1 protein-coding gene is annotated in these 346 nt (G+C 69.4%); it reads right to left on the bottom strand.

Annotated elements, in window-relative coordinates; genetic code table 11:
• Positions 1 to 287, bottom strand: a 287-nt coding sequence (locus EN850_RS34510; protein ID WP_210238049.1) for a transporter substrate-binding domain-containing protein, incomplete at its 3' end; no start/stop codon positions are given.
• Positions 288 to 346: the final 59 nt, after the last annotated feature.

The following is a 346-nucleotide window of genomic DNA, read 5'->3' as shown; positions in this document are numbered from 1 at the left end:
CTCAGCGCCAGCTGCGCCGATGCCGACCAGTGCGGCGGTGACAACCAGCGTTGTGCCAGGGCATCGCGCTGGGCCTGGCTGGTGGCCGCCAGCGCCAGGTCCAGGGCTTCGGCCAGCGGTTGCTTGCTGTTGGGAATGCCGAAGTGCAGCCGCTCAGGGGGCAGGTCGCTCGGCCGCAGCAGCGCCACGCCCTGCAGGCGCCGGCTGGCAATCAGCTCGGTGGCGACAAAAGCATTGCCGATGTAGACGTCGGCCTTGTCGTCTATGACCATCTGCAACGCGCTCAACGTGTCGCTCGCGACAAGCTGGCGGGCACGCGGGAATCGGGCGCGCACCTGCGGACCGG

Origin of the sequence: Mesorhizobium sp. M8A.F.Ca.ET.207.01.1.1, assembly GCF_004794715.1 — a bacterium.
Classification (GTDB): Bacteria; Pseudomonadota; Alphaproteobacteria; order Rhizobiales; family Rhizobiaceae; genus Mesorhizobium.
This window is presented reverse-complemented; position numbering and strand designations above follow the sequence as displayed.